Genomic DNA, 22,817 nt, shown 5'->3' on the forward strand with positions numbered 1-22,817 from the left:
AAAGGAGCTGCGGCTAAAAGCTACAGCTCCTTTTCCATAAATATTTATTTCGCAAAAAAGTTTTCCGTATAGTAGGGTTGAGATTCATCGTTAAAGGCAACGCCGACACCAAGGTATTTATAACCGTCTTTAAGAATATTTTTTCTGTGGCCAAGTGAGTTCATCAGGCCCTCGTGGGCAAAAATACTGCTGTTTTGTCCGTAAGCAAGATTTTCCCCTGCCATCATAAAGGTAATTCCGTCCTCATGCATTCGGTCGAAAGGGGATTGTCCATCTTGATTCTCATGAGCGAAATAATCGTTTTCTGCCATATCATCACTATGGTTCCGTGCTGTTTTTTGAACATTTCCACTCCAGCTCAGGACAGGAAGTCCATGTACTACCCTTGCAGCGTTCGTTAGATCAAAAAGCTGAAATTCGAATCCTTTACGCAGTTCGGGACTTGCATCAGTATAATAACGGTCTTTATTTTGTTCGACTGCTTTATCAATAATTTGAATGGCAGTTACCGTGTTATTTTCGTGCTTGTCATAAAAAACAGTTACATAGCTTCCATCAACTTCAAACACGTCATAGCCGCTGTCTTCCTGAAGCTGGTAAACAACAAAACCTTTTCTTAGCTTTGTCAGAGGTTCTCCAAGTTCTTTGCGAACCGCTTCTTTTGGTGTTTCAAGTTGGATGGAATGGTCGGAAGTGATGAGATCCTGATTGGAAAACAATCCAACTACTTTATCTTCCGCATCATACGCTACCATAATAAAATTCTTATAATTTTTATGATAGGTGGACCATTTAACGCCATATTCATTGAGAGTAGAACGTTGTGCCTGTCCGATTTCACTTTCAATCGCTTGCTTTGTGTCACCAATCTCAATATTATAGATAGAAAAGGAATGTTCAGTAGGATTGGATAACTCAGGTTTCTCGGCCTGTCCAGAATCTGATTGCTGATCATTTTCGGGAAGTTCCTTTAATTTATCACCTACATAACCAACCAGATTATTTAATCTATCATTGAATGTTTCCATCGCTTCTTCATATTCAGGTTTTTCTTTTATGGAATCTATTTTTTTCTTAACGTTTTCCTTCGTTGCTTCGTAGTCAGACTGATCAAGAGAGCTGCCGATATACGGCCAGCCAAGATAAGCCACCAGTATTACAAATAGTAGAAGAAGTAAACGCCTCATAAGATCACCACCATTCTACTTTCATTTTACCCCAAATTAGTAGTCTTAAATTAGAAAGCAGGCATTTTCTAAAATTTTCATTGGAAACCTCATACAGCTTTATTCCAACTAAGATTGAAACATAATAAAAATACAAAAATAGAATTATCTCTCCGTATATGTGGTATTAGAAACTAAGACCAAAAGGGAGGAGTTTGACAAGTGGAGGTTATAACAAAGCTCTTCGGACAGTATAGCTTTTTACAGCTCTGGAATTTCCCCTTACTTTTGTTTTTATTGAGTATAGCTCTTATTTACCGAAAGTGGGATGCGAAAAAAAACAAAAGAGTTTGCTTTTATTGGGCAATCGGCTGTTTTTTTCTTCTTTACGGAACGCCGTTAGCGGTAATTAGTGATCAATACCTTTTTACAGCCAAGATGCTGTTTGAAGGCATTACCTTATTTATCATCTCTCCGTTGCTTTTATTTAGTATTCCAAGAGAACAATTGCAAAATATCGTTTGGAGAATAAGAAAGAGCAAAGCCGCTATGTTTCTCACAAATCCCGTAACAGCATTTCTTTTGTTCTATGGCATTTACTGGATTTATCACTATCCGGCTTTTTCAAAACTCTTTTATGATTCCAGCCTTTTAGAATCTGCTGCCTTTTATATTCTTTTCGTCGCTTCACTTCTGGTATGGCGGCCGGTCGTCACTTTTTTACCTGGATGGCATCCTCTGAAGGAAGGCAACAAGCTTCTTTATCTACTGGCAAATGCAATTGCCCTTGTGTTCGTGACTTCACCGTTACTACTCAGCGATAAGATCTTTTATTCTTATGATACGCTTTTTTCCTGGTCGGCAGTCGATGATGTGCAGGCAGGAGGAGCTATCGTGATGGTTATTCATGAAATTGCTGTTTCTATTATGATCGCCTGGGTAATATCCCAATGGGGGACAAAAGATGGGACGACTGATCCTGTTAACGTTGGCGGCCTTGTTGATAAGTATTATTGGCAGAAAAAACGTCACAAGAACCTGGCAGCCAGCAGTTATAACTGGAACAAGAAAAAATAAGCTGTGTGAGAGAAAATCCCATCACACAGCTTTTTCTATTCCGATTCATTCATTGCTTTTTGTCAGGATCAATTTGATCCAGCGGTTTCACAGCCGGCCCTTCAAGAACTTCACCGTTATAATAAAACCGCGATCCATGGCACGGGCAGTCCCAGGAACGTTCACTGCAGTTCCATTTCACGTCACATCCAAAATGTGTACATGCCGAATTGACAACATGAAGTTCACCATCTTTGTCCTTGTATGCAGCAGCTTTTTTTCCGCCGAGCGAAACGATCGCGCCTTCATCATAACCGAGATCGTCGACTGTTTTTTCAGACAAATCGACCAGGTCTTTCACAAACCTTTTGGCAACATGTGTATTCTCCTTCACAAATTTTTTCACGTTATGTCCTTGATGGGGACGGTCGGGAGAATAGAGATCTGAATATGGATTATCAAAATGAAGTATCCAATCGTGAAGCAGCATTCCTGCTAGCGTTCCGTTACTCATACCCCACTTTCGGTAGCCTGTACCTACAAAAATATTATCATCATCCTTGCTGTACTTTCCGATAAACGGTACTTTATCAAGCGTCTCCGGATCCTGGGATGACCAGCGATAAGGAACGTCTTCAATGCCGAACACCTTATCCCCGAACTCATACAGCTTTTCATAGTTTTCGTCAGTATTGCTCTTATGTCCTGTCGGATGCCCCTGCCCGCCGACGATTACAAGCTGTTCACCATCCAGGCTTGTGTAACGGAGGGAATGCTTTGGTTTGCTAGCACTGATATACATACCGCCCGGGAAGTTTTCTTTAGGTTTTACCGCAAGAGAGTAAGAGCGCTTTGGACGCATGCGAGCAAAATAGAATCCTTCTTTGTCATAAAAAGGGAAGTGGGAGCATACCGCGATATTTTCCCCTGTAACTTTATGTCCGGATTCCGTGATCGCAGAAGGACGATCGCCTTTTTCAATATCCATTACACGGGTGTTTTCAAATACCTGTCCGCCGGCAGCAACGATCTCATCAACGAGTCTTTTTAAGTACTTTACCGGGTGAAATTGCGCCTGGTTCCTCATCACGACCGCGCCTTTTGTTTCTATGTCAAGAGGGAGAGAATCAACAAAACCACCGTCTATGCCCAACTTTTCATATGCCTGGACCTCTTTGTCAATCTTTAGTTTATCTTCTTCCGTTTCTGCAAAAATATAAGCGTCTTCTTCCGCTAAGTCACAATCAATATTTAGATCCACAACTAATTGCCTTACAAATTCGATAGCATCCTGGTTGGACTGGTAATATTGTTTTGCTTTCTCTTCGCCAAACTCCTTGATCAGGTGGTCGTAGATTAATCCATGCTGTGCGGTGAGCTTGGCAGTCGTACGCCCGGTCGTTCCATCCAGAATGTTACCTGCATCAAGCACCGTCACTTTTAGCCCCTGTCTCGAAAGCAAGTAAGCTGTAGTGATTCCAGTAATGCCAGCTCCGATAACAACGGTATCTGTTTTAATATCTGCTGTTAATGGATCGAAAGAAGGTAGTTCTACAGAATCAAGCCAATACGAAGTAAGGTTTTCCGGTATATTTTCTTCCCAACTGTTTTCTACACTCACGTGTTATCCCTCCTATAGATAGTGCGTCTCATGTCCGCTGTACTAGTTTATAAAATGGCTATTCCCGTGCTCGTGGGTAGCAAAACAAAGGGATGCTTCGTCTGGTGGTCTAAAAAGGAGGATGGGGACAGGCAAGATGTACTTAGGACGAAAATTTATACTTTACAAACCTTTGATCGCAACTAAAAACGAGATGCTGGATGCATCTCGTTTTAACAAAGACTAATCTTATTTAGCGAGTTCAGAAAGCAGCTCAAATGAACGGAGACGGTCATCATGATTATAGATTTGCGCCGTTACGATCAATTCATCCGCTTTTGTATCAGCAACGAACTTTCCAAGCTTTTCTTTTACGGTTTCAGGACTGCCGACAACCGCGCCTCCAAGTTGCTGCTCAAGTGCTGCTTTTTCATATGCACTCATCAAACTATCCACGTTTTCAACCGGCGGTTGCAGTTTAGTCGGAGTATTGCGGATCAGGTTTAAAAACGCTTGCTGCAAGGAGGAAGCAAGGAATTCCGCTTTTTCATCCGATTCAGCAACGATTACGTTAACTCCAAGCATCGCATAAGGCTCATCAAGTATATTGGACGGTTTAAAATGGCGCCGATAAAGCTCAAGTGCCGGAAGCGTATTGTTTGGTGAAAAATGACTTGCAAAAGAAAAAGGCAGGCCAAGCTCACCGGCCATCTGTGCGCTGAATCCACTTGATCCCAACAACCAGATCGGAATATCTAGCCCTTCGCCAGGAAAAGCTCGTACACCCCTGGGAGCAGTGCCTAAGTCCGGATCAAAATAGCCCCGGAGTTCTGCTACTTGATCAGGAAAGTCCTCTGCATTTCTTCCAAATCTCCCTCTTAATGCCTGAGCGGTCCGCTGGTCGGTACCCGGGGCACGCCCAAGGCCAAGGTCGATACGGCCTGGATAAAGAGATTCAAGTGTACCGAACTGCTCGGCAATAATGAGAGGCGAATGGTTCGGAAGCATAATTCCTCCAGAACCTACACGAATCGTTGAGGTTTCGCCTGCCACATGGCCGATTACAACAGATGTAGCCGAGCTTGCGATCGATGGCATGTTATGGTGTTCCGCAACCCAGTATCGGTTATATCCCCATTTTTCAGCATGCTGCGCGAGATCGACACTGTTTTCCAATGCATCAGAAGGAGTACCGCCTTCGATAATAGGAGCAAGATCAAGGACAGACAAAGGAATATCTTTAAGTTGTTTTGGTAAATTATTATTTTCAGGCATCATTTCATCTTCTTTCTGCTTTTAATAATTATATTAGGATAAATCCATGACCAATCAGGTACAAGTCCATTTTATCAACTTGCTTTCCGCTATTGAAACAATACGACTTTTAACTTGAATAAGGGACCAGTCTTATATATATTTCTGGATCCAACTATTTTTAAACGAATACTGTAAATGCTATCATTTTATATACAAACATCGAAGCATTTCAAAGGAAGGATGATAAGAATGGGAAATAAGTTGCCTCCAGGACAATTTGAAACAAAAAAATGGCCTGTGCTTCACCAGGGTGATGTTTATAAGTTCGATGAAGAAATATGGAATTTTAAACTTTTTGGAGCGGTAAAGGAAGGACGGTCCTTATCCTTTTCAGAAGTTATGAATTTGCCTAAAACAATATCTACTATTGATATGCACTGTGTGACAACATGGTCAAAATTCGGAACTTCATTTGAAGGAATTGCGCTGCGAGAACTTGTTAACCTGGTTGAACTTGATAAAAATGTTAAATATGTTAAAATATACGGCTATTATGATGGCGATCGCTTCGGTTATTCTGCTAACCTTCCGCTTGATGGCTTATTAGGGGATGATGCATTATTCGTGTTCCGCTGGAAGGACGAAGAAAATGACTGGCAGGACATCACACCAAAGCATGGCTACCCGCTGCGTTTTATACCGCCGGAATCTTTCTACTTATGGAAAGGATCCAAATGGGCATCAGGGATCGAATTTATGAAAGAAGATGATGCAGGTTTTTGGGAGGAGCTTGGCTATTCGATGACAGCAAACCCATTTAAAGAGGAACGCTATCGCTGGGATTGATACCACAACCTTTAGGTTATGAAGAGTTTGAAAGGTTATAGAACAGGGAGGCAATGAATGTTTCATAAAGGGAGCCTTACATTCTCTATAGCTGTCATTGTTTATTTATCTCAAAAAAATAGAATGGTACAATTACAATAACTAAATAATTCTGGTTATGGAGGTCTCTAATGATCACTATTCAATGTACGAAAAAGTTGATAGATAACAGCCCGTTTGAAATTGAACCAGTGAAAGAGGAAACAGATCCATTCTTTTCCTGGCATGCTCATCTTTTCTTTTTTAACCGTAAAAAATGCGTAATAGTTATGAACAATAAAACAAGATATAATTTCGTTCTTTATGGATTGAAAAAGAAAGAATTTGATAATTTTAGTGATCTATTTAAAAGAACACTTACTAAAAATCTTAGAGCAGAACAAATACCAGAAGAACAAATAAAAAAATACATAAGAGAATGTGATTCTTTTATACATACAAAAACCAGTGACCGAAGCATTATAAGCCAGATTAATGAAATATTGTGGTTTGCGAAGGATAGAATGGAAGAAGATAAAATGATGGGAATCGAAACGGATTTCATTGAACTGAACCGTTTCTTAAACGATATTCCGATGACAAAGTTAAATGGATTCCCAAATAATGTTATGTGCAAAGAAATGGAGAGTTTATAAATTCCCGCCTAAAATTAAGTTGAAACAGGTGTTTTTATGAATACGTTTATAGTAGTAGGAGCAGGAATACTTGGAGCATCCACCGCTTACCACCTTGCCAGATCCGGTGTTAAGGTTGTGCTTATCGATCGCAAAGATCCGGGACAGGCGACAGATGCAGCAGCAGGAATCGTTTGCCCATGGCTTTCTCAGCGCCGGAACAAAGTGTGGTACCGGCTCGCCAAAGGCGGGGCGGGTTTTTACCCTTCCTTGATCGAACAACTGAAAGAGGACGGAGAGATGGACACAGGTTACAGCCGTGTAGGAGCAATCAGCCTGCATACGGATGAAAAGAAACTTGAAAAGATGGTGGAGAGGGCACTTAAACGGCGGGAAGATGCCCCGGAAATAGGGGAAGTGACACGATTATCGGCTGAAGAAACAAAGGGGCTTTTCCCGCCTTTATCTGAAGAATACCTTTCTGTCCATGTGAGTGGTGCCGCTCGCGTCAATGGCAGGGCACTAAGGGATGCTTTGATAAACGCTGCTAAAAAGTACGGTGCAGAAGTATTATATGGAGATACAGAACTTGTCTATAACGCCAATTGTGTAACCGGAGTAAAAGTAAGCGAGAAGGCATTTTCTGCTGAAAAAGTAATTGTTACTGCCGGTGCCTGGGCGAAGGAGCTTTTAGAACCGCTTGGCGTCAATTTCTTAGTTTCCTCTCAAAAAGCCCAGATTGTGCATCTTGAAATGCCGGACATCGACACTAGTGAATGGCCGGTCGTTATGCCGCCAAGCGACCAGTATTTGCTTGCTTTTGAAAATGGAAGAATAGTTGTCGGTGCGACTCATGAAAATGATGTCGGCCTTGATTACCGTGTGACTGCCGGAGGACTTCATGAAATCTTCAGTAAAGCCCTCGGGGTTGCGCCGGGATTAGCGAACGCCACCATACTTGAAACAAGAGTCGGTTTTCGGCCGTTCACCCCGGGATTCCTGCCAGTGTTCGGTCAGCTTCCTGAATGGGAGGGAATTTTAGTCGGCAACGGACTCGGTGCATCCGGTCTTACGAGCGGGCCATTTCTCGGATCAGAGTTAGCAAAACTTGCTCTTGGCAAAGAAACTGAGCTTGATCCTGGTGACTATTATATTGCCGGTGCGATTGAACCTGGCGAAGCGAAGTGAATCCGAAAAGAATTTTGTTAAATAAGATATGAGCCACAAGAACAAGCGAGTTAATTATATAAGGGGCGTTCTCCAGAAAAACACACGTACATTCCGTTCGTGTGTTTTTATTTTTTATACGGATGATTTTAAAACAAAATTTATCAGCAAGAGTCCAATCGATAAAATCGTTACCTGCATAAATTATTTTAAACGGGATGAAAGGAGTTGATACCATGAGCTGTTATGGAGGAGGATTTGGTTACGGTGGCGGATTCGCGCTAATCGTTGTATTGTTCATCCTATTGATTATTGTAGGAGCTGCTTACGTTTGGTAATACTAACCGTTAAAATTTAATATCTACAGGGGGAAGTCTTTCCCCTTACATAATATAACCTTACGAACATGCAGAAAGGGCACTGCATGTTTTTTATGTTTGTAGTATTTCTCAAGTAGCAAACTATTAATTGATGGCCAGGAATAGGTCGATTGGACATCAAATTAGAAGAAGGACATTCATAACAGGTGAGATGCCAAAAAAGCATATAAGAGCTTCTGTTATAAGTAACTTTCACTCTGGAAGTAATTTACAACTTTGATCGACCTTCTGTTTTACTGTGTTGTAGAGGGGAATAGTTTTACAAAAGGTGGAGGAGGAACCAAAATGATTTTTTTATTACCAAGCAGAAACAAATCAACAATCGCAATAGAAGTAAGTAGAAGTGTTACGGAAGAAGACAGTAAGTTTGTGGAGAATATTGTTGAAGAGAGGTTCGGTAAGAATGATCCCATAAATGCGTTAGTTATTATTAATGAACTTGATGGAACTTCGCTTAGCGGCATGTTAAAAGGAATAAAGTTTGACATCGACCACTATGACCAGTCCAACAAATTCGCAGTAGTAGCTGATAAAAAGTGGCTTGAAATGTCCGCAAAACTCAGTGATTTGTTACCAAATATTGAAGTGGAGTCTTTTGAACCAAATGAACTAGAGCTAGCCTGGGGTTGGCTAGAATCCAAGTAATATGGGGGATTTTAAAACTTTTCTTATAAACAACCAAAACGATGCTCAGCCATTTTTAAGACTAAACCATTGATACCCGGGCATACTTTTAGTAGTATATATAGTTGAGTCAAAATGTTTAGTTTTGAAAAGAGGGTAATAAATGAAACAATCGATTTATGGGTTGACGTTTGATCAACTAACTGAATGGTTACTAGAACATGGACAAAAGAAGTTCCGTGCACAACAGGTTTGGGACTGGTTATATAAAAAACGAGTCAGACAGTTTTCTGACATGAACAATGTAAATAAAGAGACGATCCAGTTATTTGAAGATAACTTCACTTTATCGACATTAGATATTGAGATTAAGCAAGAGTCAAAAGACGGCACAACCAAATTTTTATTTAAGTTAACTGATGGAAACTTGATCGAAACGGTACTGATGAGACACCACTACGGCCTTTCTGTATGTGTTACGACTCAGGTAGGTTGTAACATCGGCTGTTCTTTCTGTGCCAGCGGCCTATTAACAAAAAACCGAGATCTTACGAGCGGAGAAATTGTAGAACAAATCATGCACGTTCAGCATCACCTTGATGATGCAGGAAATGGGGAAAGGGTCAGCCATATTGTTGTAATGGGTATTGGCGAGCCGTTCGACAACTATGACAACCTGATGGCATTCTTACGTGTTGTTAACTCACAACAGGGCCTTGCGATCGGTGCTAGACATATCACAGTTTCTACAAGCGGTCTTGCGAATAAAATTTACGACTTTGCAGATGAAGACCTACAGGTAAACCTGGCTATTTCATTACATGCACCAAACGATGAACTTCGTACACGAGTGATGAAAATTAACAAAGCATTTCCGCTTGATAAATTAATGCCTGCGATCGATTATTATCTTGAAAAAACAAATCGGCGAATCACATTCGAGTATATTTTGTTAAGAGATGTGAACGACCATAAGGAAGAAGCAAAACAGCTTGCGAAATTGCTTTATAATAAGCGTCACCTCGCATACGTAAACTTGATTCCTTATAACCCGGTCGATGAACATAACCAGTATCAACGAAGCACACCTGAAGACATCATGGAATTCTATGATACCCTGAAAAAGAACGGAATCAACTGTGTTGTTCGCCAGGAGCATGGAACAGATATCGATGCAGCATGCGGACAGCTTAGAAGTAAACAGGTTAAAAAAGCGAAAAGCTCTTAATAAGGGATACCATCAGCCGTTCAAGGGCTGATGGTATTTTTTATTTTTTGTCTCTAATTGTTATTTCTATCCAAATATGACATGAACTTTCTATCTTAATTTCCTGCTAGTTAGTACATCTTATAAACAGCATAGTCATGTTAAGGAGGAATTTAGATGGAAGAACAATGCTTTTACTGCCAGGGTCTTTTAGAAAACGTTTATTACTACGGACAAATCATCCAGCAAGGCGATCATATTGAAAAGCCACTATGCAAAGAATGCTACCATGAATGGCTTGAAGGGATGAAAGGCTGATGCATTAATTTTAAGCCATAAATACAATACAAAAGTAAACCACTATTAACGGGTAGTTTGATAACCAAGCTTCCTGTTTTTTTTAATAGAAGGTATTGGCATACTTTTCCTCTAATACCCCCCTCACTATTCTGATATCATTGAATAAGAAACTTTATTTTTTAATGAAGGTTTCTGGGCTAATCTTAATAAAGTTGATGTTGGATAGAGGATGCATCCCCGAACCACGGATCCATATAGAAGGCATTAAATCAGGAGAAGTCTACATAAATGAGCGGACTATAACAATCGATGAAGAAGCAGCCAATAAATATACAATGGAATTGAACGGAAAACCTATTCAAAACGGGCATAAGGTATCAAAAAACGGACCGTACACGTTAGAGGTTAATGCAAAGCGCTGGTGGAATGAACAAACAGAGTCCATCCAGTTTGAAATAGATAACATACCTCCTGAGAAACCGTCTTTTAAAGAGGAAATAAAAGATGTTTATTTTAAGCAAGCTACATTTAAGCTTAATAAAGAACGAGACGTTAATTATACAATTATGATGGATGGCAAGCCATATGATATTGAAAAGCCTGTTACTAAAAAAGGAAAGCACATTCTTTCAATCAAGGCAGTTAAAGATAATGGCTTGTTTGCTCAGAATGAAGTAAAGTTTGAAATAGACAACCGTACATATTCCAGAGACACTATAGAAACGTTTAAAGGTTTCATTTTTCATAACGAGGACCGCCCGGAAAAAGACCCAAAGATATTAAAATGGAACAAGACTGTTTCGGTATACGTTTATGGTAAACCAACATCCACCGACTTACAGGTATTAAAATCCTATTTAAATAATTTGAGTGAAATTTTACCGATCGATTTAATATACACAGGGAACAACTTTTCAGTGAAAGCTGATTACTCCATACCTATTATTTTTGTACCGACCCATCAATTCAAGGATTATGGATTAAAAGAGAAACTCATTAACGGCACTAACAAGATTGTAGGGTATACAATGCCAACAAAAGACTCTGAAGAAGGACTCCTGAGATCAAACGTGTTAATAGGAACAGATACAAGTCAACAAGTAAGGAAAACAACGATTCTTCATGAGCTAGTCCATTCTCTGGGATTATATGGGCATTTTAAAGAAAATGAAAAAAGTATTTTATATCCCTTTACCAATAATATGGTCACTGACCTTGGCGATATTGACAAAGAAATAATTGAATTGTTATATCGACCAGATATCCTTCACGGAATGGATGAATCAGACGTTGATAAAGTCTTAGCGCCAAGAATTAAAGAATAATAGTGAAATTGTGACAGAAAATATTCTTGTTTTCTTGCCACTAATAGAAATAAAAGTGCTCCTAGAAATCATGGGAACACTTTTCAATTATTTTAAATCTATCTATTTCGAATCTCTTTTAATCGGCAAACGCCTTTTTATACAAGAACAGATAATCTTCTTTCGTAATATCCCTCGCATTACTAGGTGTAGATCCGTTTAAAAAGGCTGATTCAGCTAAGTAATCAAAATCTTCCTCTCTAACTTCTGTAAGTGATGAAAATGCAGGGATAGAGATATCTTTTGCAAGCTGCTTCATTTCCTCAACTAAACGATGTGCTGCCGTTAGCTCTGAATCCTCCGTTGTAGCAATACCTATAGTTCTGGCGATGGTGGCATGCTTATATAAGTCAGCTTCAGCATTAAATTCAATCAGATACGGAAGGAACATGGAATTAGCGACACCATGCGGAGTATCATACAATCCGCCAATCGCCTCCGCCATACAGTGGACTGAGGCAACATCAGCATGGGAAAATGCCATCCCAGCGATAGTTGATCCAATCATCATGTTATAACGTGCTTCTTCATTATCACCGTTGTAAACAGCTTCTCTAAGATAAGGGTAAATATGCTTCATCCCCTGTAAAGCAAGCCCTTCCGCGATCGGGTTAGAAAGCTTACAAGTATAGGCCTCAATCGCATGAACCAATGCATCCATACCGGTTGATGCAGTTAAGTGGGGAGGAAGGCCATATGTCAGTTCCGGGTCTACGATAGCAAGAGCAGGAGCAATATGCACGTCCTTGATTGTAAATTTCGTTTTCTTCCCAGTGTCTGTAATGACAGAAGAACGGGTTACTTCTGCTCCAGTTCCTGCTGTAGTAGGCACTACAACGAGAGGAGTCACCTGTTGAGGAACGTTATCTCTTCCTGCATAATCCTGCGGTTCACCGCCAAGGGTATGTAAGATTGCGATCGCTTTAGCAGAATCTATGACAGAACCTCCGCCCAATGCAAATATGATATCTGCTCCAAAAGCTTTTGCCGCTTCCCCGCCAGCCTTACAATCATAATCTCGAGGATTCGGTTTAACTTGATTAAAGACTTCAGTTTCATAGTTTTCTTTAGCCAGCATAGTTTGTAAACGTTCTGCCAATCCCAACGCTTGAATCCCTGGATCGGTAACAATAAAGATTTTATTTCCTTTCACAAATTGCTTAAGAAAATCCCCGGTCTTTTGAAAAATGCCATTTCCTGTTCGAATAACGGTAGGTAAGTGAAAATCCATCGCTTTCATTTCTTTGACCTCCAATCAGAGATATATAAGCTTTATTATACAATACTTGCCCTCTTTCTTAAGCAGTTGGGCTTGAGTAAGTTAACAAATGGGAAACCAAAATGATTTTGTATTACAATAGAAATATAAACACAAGATGGAGAGATACAGTTTATGAAGCACAGAACGCTATTATTTGATGTAGATGACACACTTTTAGACTTTGGAGCAGCAGAAAAACTTGCGCTTCGACTGCTTTTTGAAGAGCATGGATTCCCCTTAACACCAGAAGTAGAAGAACGTTATAAAAAAGTGAACCAGGAACTCTGGAAATCTTTTGAAAGAGGAGAAATAGACCGTGATGAGGTTGTAAATACCCGCTTTTCGATTTTATTTAAAGAGCATGGTAAAGAGGTCGATGGAGTATTATTGGAAAAAAGCTATCGGTCGTACCTCGAAGAAGGGCATGATCAAGTCCCGGGTGCATTTGAGCTAATTACAGATCTACAGAGGAATTTTGATTTATTCATCGTGACGAATGGCGTTTCAAAGACACAGGATAAAAGGTTGCGCGATTCAGGTTTACATCCGTTATTCAGGGATGTTTTTGTTTCAGAAGACACCGGCTTTCAAAAACCGATGAAGGAATTTTTTGATTATGTTTTCGCAAGGATACCTGAAGTTGATTTAGGACAAACATTGATCATCGGAGATTCTTTGAGTTCGGATATCAAAGGCGGTAACATGGCCGGTATTGATACTTGCTGGTTCAATCCACGAAAGAAACATAACAACACGGATATCATACCAAGCTATGAGATACAAAAACTGGAGGAACTTTATCAGATTTTGGGAGTGAAATAGGAATAAATGTGATAACAATATGAAACCCCGTTGCTTACATAACAGCGCCGGGGTTTTTTGACTTTTACATCAAGAATCAAGTATCAAGAAATGTTTTTCCCTTAATACTATTTAGTGAAAAAATAAATTGCCTTGTTAGTTCAACAGTGTTTTCCAGGTCTTTTAAATCAACCACTTCAAGAGGAGCATGGGTATACCGTGAAGGAATTGAAATCCCGCCAGTTACAATACCTGATCCTGTCATGTGGATTGCACCAGCATCTGTACCAATCCCCATAAAGACTTCTGGTTGAAGCGGAATTTCATAATTTGCAGCAAGATCTTCAAGCAATCCAGTGATTAGAGGATGGGCAATCTGTGATTTATCCATCACTTTTAAACAAGGACCCTGCCCAAGCTTTCTTGTATTCGTCATTAAAACATCACCGGTATCACTTGTAGGAGTCGTATCGATAGCAAGTGCAAAATCAGGATTCACCTCATTTGCCACGACACTAGCACCACGCAAGCCTACTTCTTCCTGTACTGTAAAAGCAAAATGAATATCGCCATGTTCATCGTTTGCATTTAGAGTTTTTAGTAGCTGGATCATCACAGCACAGCCAGCACGATCATCCAGTGATTTCCCCGAAACACGATTACTGCCTTCCGCAAGATAATTCAGTTCGGTTCCATAGCTTATCGGTAGACCGGGCTTTATGCCAAGCTCAGCTGCTTCTTCTACCGAATCCACTCCAATATCGATATACAATTCCCTGTGAGAATTCACGCGGTTTGGATCATCCCACTTCACATAGTGAGCAGATAACGTACCAGTTACACCGCGTATGATCGATTTATTTGTTTTAATTTTAACCGGCTGAGAGAGTAAAATGCGGTCATCATGTCCTCCGACTTTTTCAAAACGTATCAGACCATTATTTTCTATTTTTTTCACTACAAAGCCAACTTCATCCGTATGGGCAGCTAAAAGGAGGGAAGGGTATTCTGGATTTGTCCCTTTCCTGGTGACGATTAAATTTCCTAACGCATCAACTTTCCATTCATCCGCTGTATCCTTGACTTCTTCAAGAATAGATCTTAAAACATCCTGCTCAAACCCGGATGGGCCAACTATATCGCATAATTTTTTTAGAAGATCATACATTTTTTATCCCTCCAAAAAGTGAAAGGGCAGGAGAGCCCTTTCATCAGGATTATTTAGACAATGTTACGTTCGTAAATAAATCATCGTTCATTGGATGTGCTTTAAATCCTTCCACATATTTAGCCTTCGCAAGTGGAGGAGTGGTGTGAACTAGATTTGCCCATGGAGCATCTTTATATAAAATCTCCTGAACTTCTTTATAGATATCAGCACGCTTTTCCTGATCGAGTGTTTGTCTGGCTTTTACTAACAGTTGATGGACTTCTTCACTCTTATAAAATGCTCTGTTATTCGCAGGTACTTCTGCATTTGACTTATCCAGGTTAGGGAAAAGGAAGTTATCAGGATCGGCCATAACTCCAGTCCAGCCGAACAATGCCATCGGATGTCCACCCTGGCTAGTCTTGTCAAGGTAAGTAGCCCATTCATAAGTTACAATTTCAACTTCTATACCGATTTTTGAAAGATCAGATTGTAAAGCTTCAGCGATTTTTTGCGGCTGTGGCAGATATGGCCGAGGATTACTCATTGTCCATAACTGAGTCTTAAATCCATCTTCGTAACCTGCTTCTTTTAAAAGCTTCTTAGCCTTCTCAATGTCCAATTCATATCCTTCAACATTATCGTTATAACCCCATAGGCTCGGCGGTAAAGGATTCTTCGCCACTTCACCAAGTCCACTGTAAAAGGCGTCAACAATTGCTTTTCGGTCGATCGCATAGTTGATCGCTTTTCTTACCTTCACATCATTAAACGGTTCTTTCTCCATGTTGAAGGCCAAATAACCAATATTAAAGCTCGGACGTTCGATAAGGTCAAGTGACTCATTGTTTTTCACACTATCGGCTTTTGATGGATCAAGACCATCCATCATATCGATTTCACCGGTTTGCAGTGCTGTTAATCTAGCTGTGTTATCTGGAATCACCTTGAAAATCAGCCGATCTAGTTCAGGCTTTCCATCAACATAATAATCCTCATTTTTTTCTAAAGTGACGGTGTCATTTCGTTTCCATTCCTTAAACTTGAAAGGGCCAGTACCGACTGGATGCTCATTAAACTTTTCATTATATTTCTTAATCGCATCTGGACTCGCGATACCAAACATTGGAATCGCAAGGTAACTGATGAACGGAGCGGTTTTTTCCTTAAGTTTGAATTCAACAGTCGTTTCGTCGATTGCTTTTACGCTTTCGATCAAATGGTTTTCATCACCTTTAAAACCGCCGTATAAAAATGAATAATAAACAAAGTCACCGCCCTGATGATAAGGATTCTCCTTGTCCATCCAGCGATCAAAGTTAAAAACAACCGCATCTGCGTTAAACTTTGTTCCATCATGGAACTTTACATCGTCTCGCAGTTTGATTGTCCAGGTTAGTCCATCTTCAGACGTTTCATAACCCATCGCAAGCTTTGGCTGTAGTTTCAAGTTGTTATCATAAGTAAATAGCGTTTCATAGATATTGTTGGTGGATCTAATAGATTCACCATCTGTCACGTTAATAGGATCTAGTGAAACTGCATCAGCTCCACGTCCGAAGACTAAGGTGCCTCCTCCGTTTGAAGAATTGTCTTCTGAAGTGCCCGAGGAACTTTCGTTGTTACTGCAGCCAGACAAAACCAAAGCTGCAACCATGATGATACTGAGAAGTACTTTTACTTTTTGCAAATCTATCCCTCCTAATTTATGTATCAGAGGAATTTTAACCCAAATGCTTTAATTTTTCAACACGGTAAAGCGAAAAAATATCAGAAATTTACCAAAAGATACAAAATTTTGTTGTGAATAAGGAAAATAACTCTCATAACTTTCTTTTATAAACTGCCATAACGAAAAACAAATTTAATAGAATAGGACACTAAGTTAAAATTAAAAGTGAAAAGTATACCTACATCTTTTATTTAAGAGAGAAAAGAGGCAGCCGATGAATGTGCAGATCTTATTATTTGAGGGTTTTGATGAACTTGATGCAATTGGACCTTTTGAAGTGCTGAAACGAGCGAATGAATGTGGAGCAAACTTTCAAGTGAAGATGGTGACATTAGGGTTACCGAGAGTGATTGGGTATTATGGCTTAGAAGTGAAGGCAGATGAATATATCAATGAGGAAAACTATCCCGACATCTTGATCGTTCCCGGTGGAGGCTGGAACCACAGAGGAGGAAAAGGTGCGAGAAAAGAAGCTGAAAGTGAAACGATCCCTTCTTTGATCGGAAAGTTTTATAAAGAGGGGTCCATCATTGCCGGTGTCTGTACAGGAGGAATGTTGATGGCCGCCGCAGGAATTGCAAAAGGGCATAAAGCCACGATGCATCATCTTGCCGAAAAGGAAATGGAGTCATATGGTTGCGAAGTAGTGGGTGCACGGGTGGTTGATGATCATGATCTAATTACTGCAAGGGGAGTGACTTCCGGTATTGATCTAGCTTTATGGTTGATAGAACGGTTTGTGGGTTCTGAAGCAGCTTGCCAGGTTGAAAAGAGACTCGAGTATGAAAGGAGAGGGACTGTTTGGAGAAGAAGATAGCATGAAGCGTGGGGATGCACCTTCGAAAAAGAGGGATAAATATTTATAAATATTATTATTTTACCAAAAAACTTAGAACCATGTGAGCAGAGGAGCACACATGGTTCTAATAATACTTACAAATTGTTTTTTAAAGATGGTCCGTTTTCTTGGAGTATTGCTTTTTCCCTGCTTTTCGGTTTTCTTCCATTAAAATATTCTTCTCGTGATTATGTGCGTTATTGTCTCTTGGTTTCTTATCGTCATCTTTAGTGTTGGACATTTTCAGCACTCCCCTCATAGGTTTTCGCTCCTTAGTATTTCCCTGGATGGTAGAATTATGTAAAACCAAAAAGGAGCCAAAGCGGCTCCTTTTTAATAATAAAGCAAGAATCCATAGTGATATTTTTTAAAGTGGGTTAAGTGGAGTTTCATGCAACTCAGGTACTCTCACGTCAGAAACGGGATATTGAAATGTTATCTCAGAAGATTGCTTTGTGACATTGGTTTCAACCTTTTTAAATTCTTCGCTAAGGAAACGTTCAACTTTTTTCCGTCGGCGACCGGCTTTTCTAGCCATGATCAACGCCCTCCTTTTTTAATCATTTAAATTGATTGTAATCGTAAAGGAAATCATCGTTAAAGGAGCCAGAGGAATAGTCTAATGCGTTTGAATCACAGTAATCATCGCCAGCGTATCTTCTCTTCACAATCAACCTTTTGCATTTACTACAGTATGGACTGCCACTCTTAAATACGGAGCGTTCTTGTCCGCAATAAATACAAAAGTCTGTCACACTACATCCCTCCAAAAAATACAAAGTATTAAGATGTACCTTAACTATAAAGAGTGTAACGAAGCAGTTCAACTCTCGAAATAAACCATATTATCTGATTATTTGTAACTTTCAGATATAAAGCGCCTAAAACCGTCTTCTTTCTTAACTTTTCTTTTTTATTGAGGGAAAATGAAGGAGTATCTTATATTATTTAGTAAAGTTATCGGTCTTGGGAACCAGAGGTATTTATCTCTTTTTGTCGAAGCCTATGGAAGAGGTGATTTTTCATGAACATCCATAAAATATTAGTTGTTAGTCCCATGCATAAAGAAATACAAACTGTATTAGAAGAAAAAGGGTTAGGGAAGGCGTTTCGATATTTACCCGAAGAAGAAACAGGTTCTGCTGATCTGGAATGGGCTGATGCTTTTCTTGCTTTTAATACAAAGAATGACTATGACTATTCCAAAGTCAAATGGGTTCACTCGCTTGGCGCAGGTGTGGACCGCTTTTTATTCCAAAAAGACTGGGATGAAGATGTTCTATTAACAAGAACGATTTGTTCCTTTGGCCAACGAATAGGAGAGTACTGCTTAAGTTACATATTAAAAGATATCCAGTACCATAATGAATTTCAATCTTTCCAAGCAGCACAGAAATGGCAGCCGATGACTCCGGCCATGTTAAGGGAACAAAAGGTGCTCATCTATGGAACGGGAGAGATCGGCCAAAAGGCTGCAGAGATTCTTTCTTCTTTCGATGTTAAAGTATATGGGGTCTCACTCAGCGGAAGGCAAAAAGATTTTTTTGAAGAAGTATTCCCGGTTGAAAACCACTTCTCACGATTAAATGAAATGGACTACCTTATTAACACATTGCCGTTGACTAAAAAAACAGAAGGGCTCTTCGATGCTTCTATTTTTGAAAAACTGGATGCAGCTGGTTTTATAAATGTCGGGAGAGGGGCCTCTCTTAAAGAAAGCGCCTTATTGGATGCATTAAAGAATAACCATCTACGTTTTGCGGTACTTGATGTGTTTTCCGAAGAACCACTTTCAAAAGATAGCCCCTTATGGGAACATCCCAGGATATCACTCACACCGCATATATCAGCCGTTACCACAGCAGAAGAGGCAGTAGACTGTTTTGTAGAAACGCTTAAAAACGTAGAGCAAGAAAAACCGCTCAAAAATAAAGTAGATATTTCGAAAGGATTTTAGCCACCTGAAATGAAAGTAGCTAAAGCATAAACAATCTCAAATTATAAAAGGGAGGAGATCATATTGAGTAATCGTGAATACTTGCTTGAACAGATGAACTGGCCAACGATAAAAGAAAAAATTGAAGCAGGAATGGATACTGTTATTATTTGTACCGCTTCTGTTGAACAACACGGCCATCACTTATCTGAACTAACCGACACAGTAATTGGACAGGAAGTTGCGCTTCGTGTTGCCGAAAAGCTAGGTAATGCGCTGGTCTCTCCAGTAATTCGCCCGGGGCTTTCGGAACACCATATGCCAATGGCTGGGAGTATAACGCTCAGGCCGGAAATCTACAGGGGGATAATAGAGGATTTTGTCACAGGCTATAAAAGTCACGGCTTCAAAAAAATCATTATTTTCTCCTCGCATGGCGGCAACTTTAATGAAAATGAAAAAATCGTAAAAGAACTTAAAGAAGTACACCCTGATATTCAATTAAGCAGTGCATTATCACTTACACGGCTGATGGAGCTTATGGCACAGTTTGAAAAGAAATATGGACTGGTTGAAGGAAGCTGCGCGCATGGTGGAGCAATGGAAACGTCCGTAATGCTTCATATCGCACCAAATCAAGTCGATATGGATAAAGCAAAAGCAGGCTATGTCGGCCCAATGACAGAGGAAGTTTTAAACAAGCTGTTTAATCAAGGGATAGTTGGAATTACCGAAGTCGGAATTATGGGCGATCCAACTAAGGCGAAAGCGGAATGGGGCGAATACTTTTTAGATCTCTTTTCGGATGAAATTGTAAAAGCCGTGCGAGATGAATTTTACTTTCAAAATGCCTAATCTATACTTCAAAAGCAAAAAAGTGGGGAAGAGGTGATGGAAATCTTAGCAAAAATGCTAAAAGAATCTAATTATACTGTTGTACTAACTGGCGCAGGGTTAAGTACGGAATCCGGGCTTCCTGATTTCCGTTCCAGTAACGGACTCTGGAATAACCGAAATCCATTGGAACTGGCGACGGTGGACGCAATGGAACATAACCAGGAAGAGTTTATTTCATTTTATCGCCAGAGAATGAAGGCGTTGTTAGACGTTGTGCCCCACGCCGGATATCGTATTTTAGCCGAATGGGCAGATAAGGGAATCATCAAATCCTTTATCACTCAGAATGTTGACGGTTTCCATACCATTTCCGGACATAAGGACGTTGCGCAACTACATGGGACATTAAGAGAGTGCCGTTGCCATAACTGTGGAGAAACTTATCCGATGGAAACCTTCCTGGAGTCTAACGATTTAACATGCGTTTGCGGGGGATTTATCAGGCCATCTGTTGTATTGTTCGGAGAAATGCTTCCCGAAGATGCTATCCACCTTGCAGAGGAAGAAACGAACAATGCGGACTTGTTTATTGTACTGGGTTCGTCATTACAGGTTGCCCCTGCGAACCTATTTCCGCAGATCGCAAAACAGAATGGTGCAAAACTCGTCATAGTAAATATAGAACAAACTCCACTTGACGACATTGCAGACCTTGTCATCAATAAAAGGAAAATTGGTGAAGTGCTGAAAGAAGTTAATGAGTCTATTTGAAGGGAAAATTCTAAAAGGGGAAAGGGGTGAGCAATTGCAAATGCATCCTGCTCACCCCGACTTTATTAATATACTTTATCACCGTTAAAAATAGAGTTCTTTACGACAACGTAATCGACATGGCGAATTGCATCCAGGTTGTCCCCACCGGCATAAGAAATAGAAGATTGAAGATCCTGTTCCATTTCGATAAGAGTATCTTTTAGAGAACCTTTATGTTCCACATACATTTTTTTGCCTTCCACATTTTTTCTTTCCCCTTTTTGAAACTCAGATGCAGAACCAAAGTATTCTTTCACAAGCTTTCCGTCTACCTCAATCGTTTCTCCCGGGGATTCTTCGTGACCGGCAAACAAGGACCCGATCATGACCATGGATGCACCAAATCGAACGGATTTCGCGATGTCTCCATGCGTACGGATGCCACCGTCCGCGATGATCGGTTTACTAGCAGCTTTTGCACACCAGCGAAGAGCAGCTAACTGCCAGCCTCCTGTCCCAAAGCCAGTCTTAATCTTCGTGATACATACCTTACCCGGCCCGATGCCCACTTTTGTTGCATCCGCACCGGCATGCTCCAATTCACGTACCGCTTCTGGCGTTCCAACATTTCCTGCAATAACAAAGCTTTCAGGAAGGTGTTTCTTAATGTGCTTGATCATTTCAATAACTGCATTTGAATGCCCGTGAGCAATATCAATTGTTATAAATTCAGGTGAAAGCTCTTCAGCAGCAACTTGTTCAACAAAGCTATATTCTTCTTCTTTTACCCCAACACTAATTGATGCGATCAATCCGCGAGCTTTCATTTCTTTTACAAAAGAAATTCTCTTCTCCGGTTGAAAACGATGCATGATATAGAAATAGCCATTCTCCGCCAGGAAAGTTGCGATCTTTTCATCGATGATCGTTTGCATGTTCGCAGGTACCACAGGCAGCTTAAACGAATGCCCACCAAGTGTCACGCTAGTATCACACTCAGAACGGCTGTTTACGACACATTTAGCCGGAATTAATTGAATATCTTCGTAATCAAACACATTTTCCATTAATAACACTCCCAAAAACGAATATTAAATTATTAAATTTTAAAAACGTTCGTCCATTAGGTAATTTACATTATTTTTTGACAAAAGTCAAAGTGAAAATAAAGTAAGGGATTAAAAAGCATCTTCTCTACTTATAATCTCTCGTTTTTATAAATTCATCAATCAACTTATTAACTTTTACAACACATCACTTAGTTCTGTATCGGAGTGAATCGCGATCAAAATAACCGCTTTCTGGTCGCCGATGTTTTTCACAAAGTGCGGAACACTGGCATTCCAGCTGAAAGAATCTCCTACTTCTAAAATAAAGGATTCTTCACCCTGTTCAGCCAAGATCTTTCCTTCCAATACCAGATGGCATTCTTCCCCTTCATGTGAATGCGGCTCACCGATAGAGCCTTCAGAAGGAACATCAACAATCATCATCCTTAGACCGCCCCTCGAAGTTAAATGCTGAACTTTTAAGTTATTGTGTAAAGAATTTTTCCTTGAATCTTTTCGTACGACGTGCATTTGTTGTTTTTTTTCTAATAATAAATAGGGTAAGGGAACGCCGAGAAACTCTGCAATTGTACTTAGCGTGTTAATAGAAGGGGAAGTATTGTTATTTTCCACATTACTTATGAACCCTTTCGAAAGACCTGTCCCTTCACTCATTTGAGCAATCGTGATTTTCTTCCTGTTTCTGATCGAGCGGACTTTAGTACCGATATCCAGTGCCATCACCTCAAAGGTTTTCTACTATGAAACATATTTCTATATTAACAAAAATATAATTGACGTTCTACACTCCTTTTGTTAACTTATATATAACAATATTTC

At 40.0% G+C, this 22,817-nt stretch carries 24 protein-coding genes; 14 read left to right on the plus strand and 10 right to left on the minus strand.

Going from position 1 to position 22,817, the window contains the following annotated elements:
• Positions 1-44 precede the first annotated feature (44 nt).
• On the minus strand, positions 45-1,187 hold the full coding sequence (locus FCL54_RS12475) for a CAP domain-containing protein (protein WP_138126918.1): 1,143 nt from the start codon (positions 1,185-1,187) through the stop codon (positions 45-47).
• A gap of 201 nt (positions 1,188-1,388) precedes the next feature.
• Between FCL54_RS12475 and FCL54_RS12480 the strand changes: the two genes are divergently transcribed.
• On the plus strand, positions 1,389-2,243 hold the full coding sequence (locus FCL54_RS12480) for a cytochrome c oxidase assembly protein (RefSeq protein ID WP_138126920.1): 855 nt from the start codon (positions 1,389-1,391) through the stop codon (positions 2,241-2,243).
• Positions 2,244-2,292: 49 nt separating this feature from the next.
• Here FCL54_RS12480 and FCL54_RS12485 read toward each other — a convergent pair whose 3' ends face one another.
• Both FCL54_RS12485 and FCL54_RS12490 read right to left on the minus strand, forming a co-directional pair.
• Positions 2,293-3,843, minus strand: a complete 1,551-nt coding sequence (locus tag FCL54_RS12485; RefSeq protein ID WP_171016824.1) for an FAD-dependent oxidoreductase — start codon at positions 3,841-3,843, stop codon at positions 2,293-2,295.
• A 228-nt stretch (positions 3,844-4,071) separates the two neighbouring features.
• Positions 4,072-5,097, minus strand: coding sequence for an LLM class flavin-dependent oxidoreductase (locus FCL54_RS12490; RefSeq protein WP_138126922.1), 1,026 nt, complete (start codon positions 5,095-5,097; stop codon positions 4,072-4,074).
• Between the two features lie 231 nt (positions 5,098-5,328).
• Between FCL54_RS12490 and FCL54_RS12495 the strand changes: the two genes are divergently transcribed.
• The 8 genes from FCL54_RS12495 (at position 5,329) to FCL54_RS12525 (ending at position 11,581) form a co-directional block, all read left to right on the plus strand.
• A complete protein-coding gene (locus tag FCL54_RS12495) occupies positions 5,329-5,925 on the plus strand; it encodes a molybdopterin-dependent oxidoreductase (protein WP_138126924.1) in 597 nt (198 codons plus the stop codon).
• 170 nt (positions 5,926-6,095) lie between these two features.
• A complete protein-coding gene (locus FCL54_RS12500; RefSeq protein WP_138126926.1) occupies positions 6,096-6,599 on the plus strand; it encodes a DUF6933 domain-containing protein in 504 nt (167 codons plus the stop codon).
• A gap of 36 nt (positions 6,600-6,635) precedes the next feature.
• Positions 6,636-7,766 carry an NAD(P)/FAD-dependent oxidoreductase gene (locus FCL54_RS12505; RefSeq protein WP_138126927.1) on the plus strand — a complete coding sequence of 377 codons (1,131 nt, stop codon included), beginning with the start codon at positions 6,636-6,638 and terminating at the stop codon, positions 7,764-7,766.
• Between the two features lie 215 nt (positions 7,767-7,981).
• Positions 7,982-8,083, plus strand: coding sequence for a YjcZ family sporulation protein (locus FCL54_RS12510; RefSeq protein WP_138126929.1), 102 nt, complete (start codon positions 7,982-7,984; stop codon positions 8,081-8,083).
• Between the two features lie 327 nt (positions 8,084-8,410).
• Positions 8,411-8,770 carry a SpoIIAA family protein gene (locus tag FCL54_RS12515; RefSeq protein WP_138126931.1) on the plus strand — a complete coding sequence of 120 codons (360 nt, stop codon included), beginning with the start codon at positions 8,411-8,413 and terminating at the stop codon, positions 8,768-8,770.
• Positions 8,771-8,912: 142 nt separating this feature from the next.
• Positions 8,913-9,977, plus strand: coding sequence for a dual-specificity RNA methyltransferase RlmN (gene rlmN, locus FCL54_RS12520; RefSeq protein ID WP_138126933.1), 1,065 nt, complete (start codon positions 8,913-8,915; stop codon positions 9,975-9,977).
• Between the two features lie 156 nt (positions 9,978-10,133).
• A complete protein-coding gene (locus tag FCL54_RS24035) occupies positions 10,134-10,274 on the plus strand; it encodes a hypothetical protein (protein ID WP_171016825.1) in 141 nt (46 codons plus the stop codon).
• A gap of 200 nt (positions 10,275-10,474) precedes the next feature.
• Entirely contained in the window at positions 10,475-11,581 is a 1,107-nt protein-coding gene (locus FCL54_RS12525) for a DUF2927 domain-containing protein (RefSeq protein WP_171016826.1), read from the plus strand.
• A 118-nt stretch (positions 11,582-11,699) separates the two neighbouring features.
• Here FCL54_RS12525 and FCL54_RS12530 read toward each other — a convergent pair whose 3' ends face one another.
• The gene (locus FCL54_RS12530) at positions 11,700-12,860 is read right to left on the minus strand and encodes an iron-containing alcohol dehydrogenase (protein WP_138126937.1); all 1,161 of its coding nucleotides are present in this window, start codon (positions 12,858-12,860) and stop codon (positions 11,700-11,702) included.
• A 153-nt stretch (positions 12,861-13,013) separates the two neighbouring features.
• Between FCL54_RS12530 and FCL54_RS12535 the strand changes: the two genes are divergently transcribed.
• Positions 13,014-13,703 carry a YjjG family noncanonical pyrimidine nucleotidase gene (locus FCL54_RS12535; protein WP_138126939.1) on the plus strand — a complete coding sequence of 230 codons (690 nt, stop codon included), beginning with the start codon at positions 13,014-13,016 and terminating at the stop codon, positions 13,701-13,703.
• A gap of 76 nt (positions 13,704-13,779) precedes the next feature.
• On the opposite strand, the gene FCL54_RS12540 is transcribed toward FCL54_RS12535, so the two are convergent.
• Together FCL54_RS12540 and FCL54_RS12545 are read right to left on the minus strand one after the other, a co-directional pair.
• The gene (locus FCL54_RS12540) at positions 13,780-14,850 is read right to left on the minus strand and encodes a M42 family metallopeptidase (RefSeq protein WP_138126941.1); all 1,071 of its coding nucleotides are present in this window, start codon (positions 14,848-14,850) and stop codon (positions 13,780-13,782) included.
• 49 nt (positions 14,851-14,899) lie between these two features.
• The gene (locus FCL54_RS12545) at positions 14,900-16,489 is read right to left on the minus strand and encodes an ABC transporter substrate-binding protein (protein ID WP_138127193.1); all 1,590 of its coding nucleotides are present in this window, start codon (positions 16,487-16,489) and stop codon (positions 14,900-14,902) included.
• A 289-nt stretch (positions 16,490-16,778) separates the two neighbouring features.
• Here FCL54_RS12545 and FCL54_RS12550 point away from each other — a divergent pair, with 289 nt between their 5' ends.
• On the plus strand, positions 16,779-17,381 hold the full coding sequence (locus FCL54_RS12550; protein WP_138126943.1) for a DJ-1/PfpI family protein: 603 nt from the start codon (positions 16,779-16,781) through the stop codon (positions 17,379-17,381).
• A 130-nt stretch (positions 17,382-17,511) separates the two neighbouring features.
• On the opposite strand, the gene FCL54_RS12555 is transcribed toward FCL54_RS12550, so the two are convergent.
• Positions 17,512-17,643 carry a DUF3941 domain-containing protein gene (locus FCL54_RS12555; protein WP_138126945.1) on the minus strand — a complete coding sequence of 44 codons (132 nt, stop codon included), beginning with the start codon at positions 17,641-17,643 and terminating at the stop codon, positions 17,512-17,514.
• A 126-nt stretch (positions 17,644-17,769) separates the two neighbouring features.
• A complete protein-coding gene (locus tag FCL54_RS24040) occupies positions 17,770-17,940 on the minus strand; it encodes a hypothetical protein (RefSeq protein ID WP_171016827.1) in 171 nt (56 codons plus the stop codon).
• Positions 17,941-18,426: 486 nt separating this feature from the next.
• Here FCL54_RS24040 and FCL54_RS12560 point away from each other — a divergent pair, with 486 nt between their 5' ends.
• The 3 genes from FCL54_RS12560 to FCL54_RS12570 all read left to right on the plus strand — a co-directional run bounded on the left by FCL54_RS12560 (position 18,427) and on the right by FCL54_RS12570 (position 20,946).
• Entirely contained in the window at positions 18,427-19,359 is a 933-nt protein-coding gene (locus FCL54_RS12560) for a D-2-hydroxyacid dehydrogenase (RefSeq protein WP_138126947.1), read from the plus strand.
• Positions 19,360-19,422: 63 nt separating this feature from the next.
• The gene (locus FCL54_RS12565; protein ID WP_138126949.1) at positions 19,423-20,193 is read left to right on the plus strand and encodes a creatininase family protein; all 771 of its coding nucleotides are present in this window, start codon (positions 19,423-19,425) and stop codon (positions 20,191-20,193) included.
• Positions 20,194-20,229: 36 nt separating this feature from the next.
• Positions 20,230-20,946, plus strand: coding sequence for an NAD-dependent deacylase (locus tag FCL54_RS12570; protein ID WP_281281372.1), 717 nt, complete (start codon positions 20,230-20,232; stop codon positions 20,944-20,946).
• 65 nt (positions 20,947-21,011) lie between these two features.
• Here the strand turns inward: FCL54_RS12570 and guaC are convergent, their stop codons facing one another.
• Entirely contained in the window at positions 21,012-21,995 is a 984-nt protein-coding gene (gene guaC, locus FCL54_RS12575; RefSeq protein ID WP_138126951.1) for a GMP reductase, read from the minus strand.
• Between the two features lie 177 nt (positions 21,996-22,172).
• Positions 22,173-22,712: a helix-turn-helix domain-containing protein gene (locus tag FCL54_RS12580; RefSeq protein ID WP_138127195.1), complete on the minus strand. Its 540-nt coding sequence runs from the start codon at positions 22,710-22,712 to the stop codon at positions 22,173-22,175.
• Between the last annotated feature and the right edge of the window lie 105 nt (positions 22,713-22,817).

The sequence above is a fragment of the Exobacillus caeni genome, assembly GCF_005747095.1.
Classification (GTDB): Bacteria; Bacillota; Bacilli; order Bacillales; family Guptibacillaceae; genus Exobacillus; species Exobacillus caeni.

Bases quoted from the DNA above. Each gene is read 5' to 3' on its own strand.
- FCL54_RS12560 (WP_138126947.1), top strand. From the start codon at position 18,427: ATGAACATCCATAAAATATTAGTTGTTAGTCCCATGCATAAAGAAATA.
- FCL54_RS12515 (WP_138126931.1), top strand. From the start codon at position 8,411: ATGATTTTTTTATTACCAAGCAGAAACAAATCAACAATCGCAATAGAA.
- FCL54_RS12490 (WP_138126922.1), bottom strand. From the start codon at position 5,097: ATGCCTGAAAATAATAATTTACCAAAACAACTTAAAGATATTCCTTTG.
- FCL54_RS12500 (WP_138126926.1), top strand. From the start codon at position 6,096: ATGATCACTATTCAATGTACGAAAAAGTTGATAGATAACAGCCCGTTT.
- rlmN (WP_138126933.1), top strand. From the start codon at position 8,913: ATGAAACAATCGATTTATGGGTTGACGTTTGATCAACTAACTGAATGG.
- FCL54_RS24040 (WP_171016827.1), bottom strand. From the start codon at position 17,940: ATGGCTAGAAAAGCCGGTCGCCGACGGAAAAAAGTTGAACGTTTCCTT.
- FCL54_RS12570 (WP_281281372.1), top strand. From the start codon at position 20,230: ATGGAAATCTTAGCAAAAATGCTAAAAGAATCTAATTATACTGTTGTA.
- FCL54_RS12545 (WP_138127193.1), bottom strand. From the start codon at position 16,489: ATGGTTGCAGCTTTGGTTTTGTCTGGCTGCAGTAACAACGAAAGTTCC.
- FCL54_RS12555 (WP_138126945.1), bottom strand. From the start codon at position 17,643: ATGTCCAACACTAAAGATGACGATAAGAAACCAAGAGACAATAACGCA.
- guaC (WP_138126951.1), bottom strand. From the start codon at position 21,995: ATGGAAAATGTGTTTGATTACGAAGATATTCAATTAATTCCGGCTAAA.
- FCL54_RS12530 (WP_138126937.1), bottom strand. From the start codon at position 12,860: ATGAAAGCGATGGATTTTCACTTACCTACCGTTATTCGAACAGGAAAT.
- FCL54_RS12495 (WP_138126924.1), top strand. From the start codon at position 5,329: ATGGGAAATAAGTTGCCTCCAGGACAATTTGAAACAAAAAAATGGCCT.
- FCL54_RS12550 (WP_138126943.1), top strand. From the start codon at position 16,779: ATGAATGTGCAGATCTTATTATTTGAGGGTTTTGATGAACTTGATGCA.
- FCL54_RS12510 (WP_138126929.1), top strand. From the start codon at position 7,982: ATGAGCTGTTATGGAGGAGGATTTGGTTACGGTGGCGGATTCGCGCTA.
- FCL54_RS12535 (WP_138126939.1), top strand. From the start codon at position 13,014: ATGAAGCACAGAACGCTATTATTTGATGTAGATGACACACTTTTAGAC.
- FCL54_RS12475 (WP_138126918.1), bottom strand. From the start codon at position 1,187: ATGAGGCGTTTACTTCTTCTACTATTTGTAATACTGGTGGCTTATCTT.
- FCL54_RS12540 (WP_138126941.1), bottom strand. From the start codon at position 14,850: ATGTATGATCTTCTAAAAAAATTATGCGATATAGTTGGCCCATCCGGG.
- FCL54_RS12505 (WP_138126927.1), top strand. From the start codon at position 6,636: ATGAATACGTTTATAGTAGTAGGAGCAGGAATACTTGGAGCATCCACC.
- FCL54_RS24035 (WP_171016825.1), top strand. From the start codon at position 10,134: ATGGAAGAACAATGCTTTTACTGCCAGGGTCTTTTAGAAAACGTTTAT.